This is a genomic window from Streptomyces niveiscabiei (assembly GCF_001419795.1).
Taxonomy (GTDB): domain Bacteria; phylum Actinomycetota; class Actinomycetes; order Streptomycetales; family Streptomycetaceae; genus Streptomyces; species Streptomyces niveiscabiei.
This window is the reverse complement of record NZ_LIRL01000156.1, coordinates 1-4530: the sequence shown is the minus strand read 5'-3', so window position 1 is coordinate 4530 and position 4530 is coordinate 1. Positions and strand designations below refer to the sequence as shown.

The 4530-nt window shown below is 69.4% G+C and carries 4 protein-coding genes; all 4 read left to right on the top strand.

What is annotated here, in order from left to right; all coding sequences use genetic code 11:
* On the top strand, positions 1-420 hold a 420-nt coding region (locus tag AOK24_RS08715; protein WP_206191164.1), incomplete at its 5' end, for an IclR family transcriptional regulator C-terminal domain-containing protein.
* 354 nt (positions 421-774) lie between these two features.
* Positions 775-1569 (top strand): MIP/aquaporin family protein, encoded by a 795-nt coding sequence (locus AOK24_RS08710; RefSeq protein WP_055719479.1) that lies wholly within the window; start codon positions 775-777, stop codon positions 1567-1569.
* Between the two features lie 98 nt (positions 1570-1667).
* The gene (gene glpK / locus AOK24_RS08705; RefSeq protein WP_055719478.1) at positions 1668-3206 is read left to right on the top strand and encodes a glycerol kinase GlpK; all 1539 of its coding nucleotides are present in this window, start codon (positions 1668-1670) and stop codon (positions 3204-3206) included.
* Positions 3207-3251: 45 nt separating this feature from the next.
* Positions 3252-4530 (top strand): glycerol-3-phosphate dehydrogenase/oxidase (locus tag AOK24_RS08700; protein WP_055719477.1); only part of this gene is annotated, 1279 nt, incomplete at its 3' end.

Sequence of the window (4530 nt, the reverse complement as noted above, 5' to 3'; positions counted from 1 at the left end):
CACGTGTTCCGGCCGGACGACAGCCGGCAGGTGCTGGAGATCGGGGCGATGCAGCCGCTGCACTCGACGGCGCTGGGCAAGGTGCTGGCGGCGTACGACCCGGTCGCGCACAGCGAGGCGCTGGAGTCGGAGCGCAGGGCGTTCACGGACCGTACGGTGTGCGATCCGAAGGTGTTCGAGCAGGTCCTCGACATCACGCGCGCGCGTGGGTACGCGGCGGACGTGGAGGAGACCTGGGAGGGCGTCGCGTCGGTGGCGGCGCCGGTCCACGACCGGCGGCGGATGCCGGTGGGCGCGGTGGGGATCACCGGCGCGGTGGAGCGGGTGTGTCCGGACGGGGAGCTGCGGCCCGAGCTGATCGCTTCGGTGCGGGACTGCGCGCGTGCGGTGTCGCGGGATCTGGGTGCGGGCAGGTTCTGATGTGTGCGGGCGGGGTCTGAGAAGTATGTGAGAGCCACCGGGGCGTCGGGCGACGTTCCGGTTCTCGGCATACCCTGATCCGGACATAAGCGGTCAGATTCGGGCTGATCTCGCGAAGATCAATAACCCATGACTATCAATAACGATCGCGTTTCCGATAACAGAACTCTTGACTCACGCGTCACGCCGCGACAAGACTCCCGTCCATCGGTCGGCATTGTCGAACACCTACCGGCAATACGCGCTAGAGTGTGACAGTGCCAAGGGCCGGCATCGCTCTCACCCCGAGGGCACGGAACTCCCGGAGGGACCCGGGGTTCGGCTTCCCCTGGACGAAGGACAAAGGAGTCGCGGGTGTCCAGCTCCGACATCTTCATCGGCGAGACCATCGGTACCGCCCTGCTCATCCTGCTCGGCGGCGGCGTGGTCGCGGCCGTGGTACTCAAGGGCTCGAAAGCCCGTAACGCCGGCTGGCTCGCCATCACCTTCGGGTGGGGTTTTGCCGTTCTGACGGCCGCCTACACCACCGGACCGCTCTCCGGTGCGCATCTCAACCCGGCCGTGACCCTGGCGCTCGCGCTCAAGAAGGACGGCATCGACTGGAGCGACGTCCCGATCTACTGGGGCGGACAGCTGCTCGGCGCCATGATCGGCGCGGCCCTGGTGTGGATCGCCTACTACGGCCACTTCCACGCGCACCTCACCGACAAGGAGATCGTCGGCGACACGGACACGACGGCCACCAAGGCCATCGAGGCGCGGGAACAGGGCGCGGGCCCGGTCCTGGGCGTCTTCTCCACCGGCCCGGAGATCCGGGTGGTCTGGCAGAACCTCGCCACGGAGATCATCGGTACGTTCGTCCTGGTGATCGCGATCCTGGCGCAGGGCCTCAACGACAGCGGCAAGGGCCTCGGTGTGGTCGGCGCCCTGATCACCTCCTTCGTGGTCGTCGCGGTCGGTCTGTCCCTCGGTGGCCCGACCGGCTACGCGATCAACCCGGCCCGTGACCTCGGTCCGCGCATCGTGCACGCGCTCCTGCCGCTGCCCAACAAGGGCGGTTCCGACTGGGGCTACGCCTGGATCCCGGTGGTCGGCCCGCTCGTCGGCGCCGCTCTCGCCGCGGGTCTCTACAACGTCGCGTTCGTCTGACAGCCGCGGGTTTCACCCGTACGAGGTACGGGTTTTCGAAACTCTCGGCGAACGCCGATCGTCAAGCCCCATAACCACGGAATCTCCAGGAGCAGACAGTGACCGACGCTCACACCACCGGCCCGTTCATCGCCGCGATCGACCAGGGCACCACCTCCAGCCGCTGCATCGTCTTCGACAAGGACGGCCGGATCGTCTCGGTCGACCAGAAGGAGCACGAGCAGATCTTCCCGAAGCCGGGCTGGGTCGAGCACGACGCGAACGAGATCTGGACGAACGTCCAGGAGGTCGTCGCCGGCGCCATCGCCAAGGCGGGCATCACGCGCGACGACATCAAGGCCATCGGCATCACCAACCAGCGCGAGACGACGCTGCTGTGGGACAAGAACACCGGTGAGCCCGTCCACAACGCGATCGTCTGGCAGGACACGCGTACGGACGCCCTCTGCAAGGAGCTGGGCCGCAACGTCGGCCAGGACCGCTTCCGCCGCGAGACCGGCCTCCCGCTGGCCTCCTACTTCGCCGGCCCCAAGGCCCGCTGGCTGCTCGACAACGTCGAGGGCCTGCGCGAGCGCGCCGAGGCGGGCGACATCCTCTTCGGCACGATGGACACCTGGGTCATCTGGAACCTGACGGGCGGTGTGAACGGCGGCAAGCACTACACCGACGTCACCAACGCCTCCCGCACGATGCTGATGAACCTGCACACCCTCGCGTGGGACGAGAAGATCGCCGAGTCCATCGGCGTGCCGATGCAGATGCTCCCCGAGATCCGCTCCTCCGCCGAGGTGTACGGCGAGGTCACCGGCGGCTCCCTCGGCGAGCTGCTCGGCGGCATCCCGGTCGCCTCCGCACTCGGCGACCAGCAGGCGGCCCTGTTCGGCCAGACCTGTTTCTCCGAGGGCGAGGCCAAGTCCACGTACGGCACCGGCACGTTCATGCTCATGAACACCGGCGAGAAGATCATCAACTCGTACTCCGGGCTGCTCACCACGGTCGGCTACCGCATCGGCGACCAGGCCCCGGTCTACGCCCTGGAGGGCTCGATCGCGGTCACCGGTTCGCTGGTGCAGTGGATGCGCGACCAGATGGGCCTCATCTCCACCGCCGCCGAGATCGAGACGCTCGCCCTGTCCGTCGAGGACAACGGCGGCGCCTACTTCGTCCCGGCGTTCTCCGGCCTGTTCGCCCCGCACTGGCGCTCCGACGCCCGCGGCGTGATCGCCGGCCTGACCCGGTACGTCACGAAGGCGCACCTCGCGCGCGCCGTCCTGGAGGCCACGGCCTGGCAGACCCGTGAGATCACCGACGCCATGACGAAGGACTCCGGCGTCGAGCTCGCGGCCCTCAAGGTCGACGGCGGCATGACCTCCAACAACCTGCTGATGCAGACCCTCTCGGACTTCGTGGACGCGCCGGTGGTGCGCCCGATGGTCGCCGAGACGACCTGCCTCGGCGCCGCCTACGCCGCCGGCCTCGCCGTCGGCTTCTGGACCAGCACCGACGACCTGCGCGCCAACTGGCGCCGGGCCGCCGAGTGGACCCCCCGCATGGACGCGGAGACCCGCGACCGTGAGTACAAGACCTGGCTCAAGGCCGTCGAGCGGACCATGGGCTGGATCGAGGACGAGAGCTGAAGCGAACCCCCCGCTTCGAGCTCTGATGAGGAGTAAGAACCCGACATGACCAGTCAGCCCACCCTCCAGACCGTGCCTGCCCTGGGGACGCGCCCGGCCTCCGGCTCCAACCCGAGCCGCGCCGAGACCCGGGAACAGCTCTCCAAGGCGTCGTACGACCTCCTCGTGATCGGCGGCGGCATCCTGGGCATCTCCACCGCCTGGCACGCCGCGCAGTCCGGTCTGCGGGTGGCGCTGGTCGACGCCGGCGACTTCGCCGGCGCCACCTCCTCCGCCTCCTCCAAGCTGCTCCACGGCGGTCTGCGCTACTTGCAGACCGGCGCGGTGAAGCTGGTGGCGGAGAACCACTTCGAGCGGCGCGCGGTGTCCCGTCAGGTGGCCCCCCACCTGGCGAACCCGCTCACGTTCTACCTGCCCGTCTACAAGGGCGGGCCGCACGGCGCGGCGAAGCTCGGGGCGGGCGTGTTCGCCTACTCCGCGCTCTCCGCGTTCGGCGACGGCGTCGGCCACCTGCTGTCCCCCGCGAAGGCGGCGCAGGACGTGCCGGAGCTGCGCACCGAGAACCTCAAGGCCGTCGCGGTGTACGGCGACGACCAGATGAACGACGCGCGCATGGCGCTGATGACGGTGCGCGGCGCCGTCGAGGCGGGCGCGGCCGTCCTCAACCACGCCGAGGTCACCGGCCTGCGGTTCACCAACGGCCGGGTGACCGGCGCCGACCTCAAGGACCGGGTCTCCGGTGACGAGTTCGGGGTCAACGCGCGTCTCGTCCTCAACGCGACCGGCCCCTGGGTGGACCACCTGCGCAAGATGGAGGACCCGAACGCGGCGCCCTCCATCCGCCTCTCCAAGGGCGCGCACCTCGTCCTCAAGCGGACCTCCCCGTGGAAGGCCGCGCTGGCGACGCCGATCGACAAGTACCGCATCACGTTCGCGCTGCCCTGGGAGGACATGCTGCTCCTCGGGACGACGGACGAGGAGTACGAGGGCGACCCGGCGGACGTGTCCGTGACCGAGAAGGACACGGCGCAGATCCTCGACGAGGCCGCGTTCTCCGTCCGGGACCAGCAGCTCGCCCGCGAGAACATCACGTACGCGTTCGCGGGCCTGCGCGTCCTGCCCGGCGGGCCCGGCGACACCGCCAAGGCGAAGCGCGAAACCGTCGTCACCGAGGGGCGCGGCGGGATGCTGTCCGTCGCGGGCGGCAAGTGGACGACGTTCCGGCACATCGGCCGTACGGTCATGCAGAAGCTGGAGTCCCTGCCGGGCCACCCCCTGGGCGACGACTTCGAGCCGATCTCCTCCCTGCCGAAGAAGCTCCCCC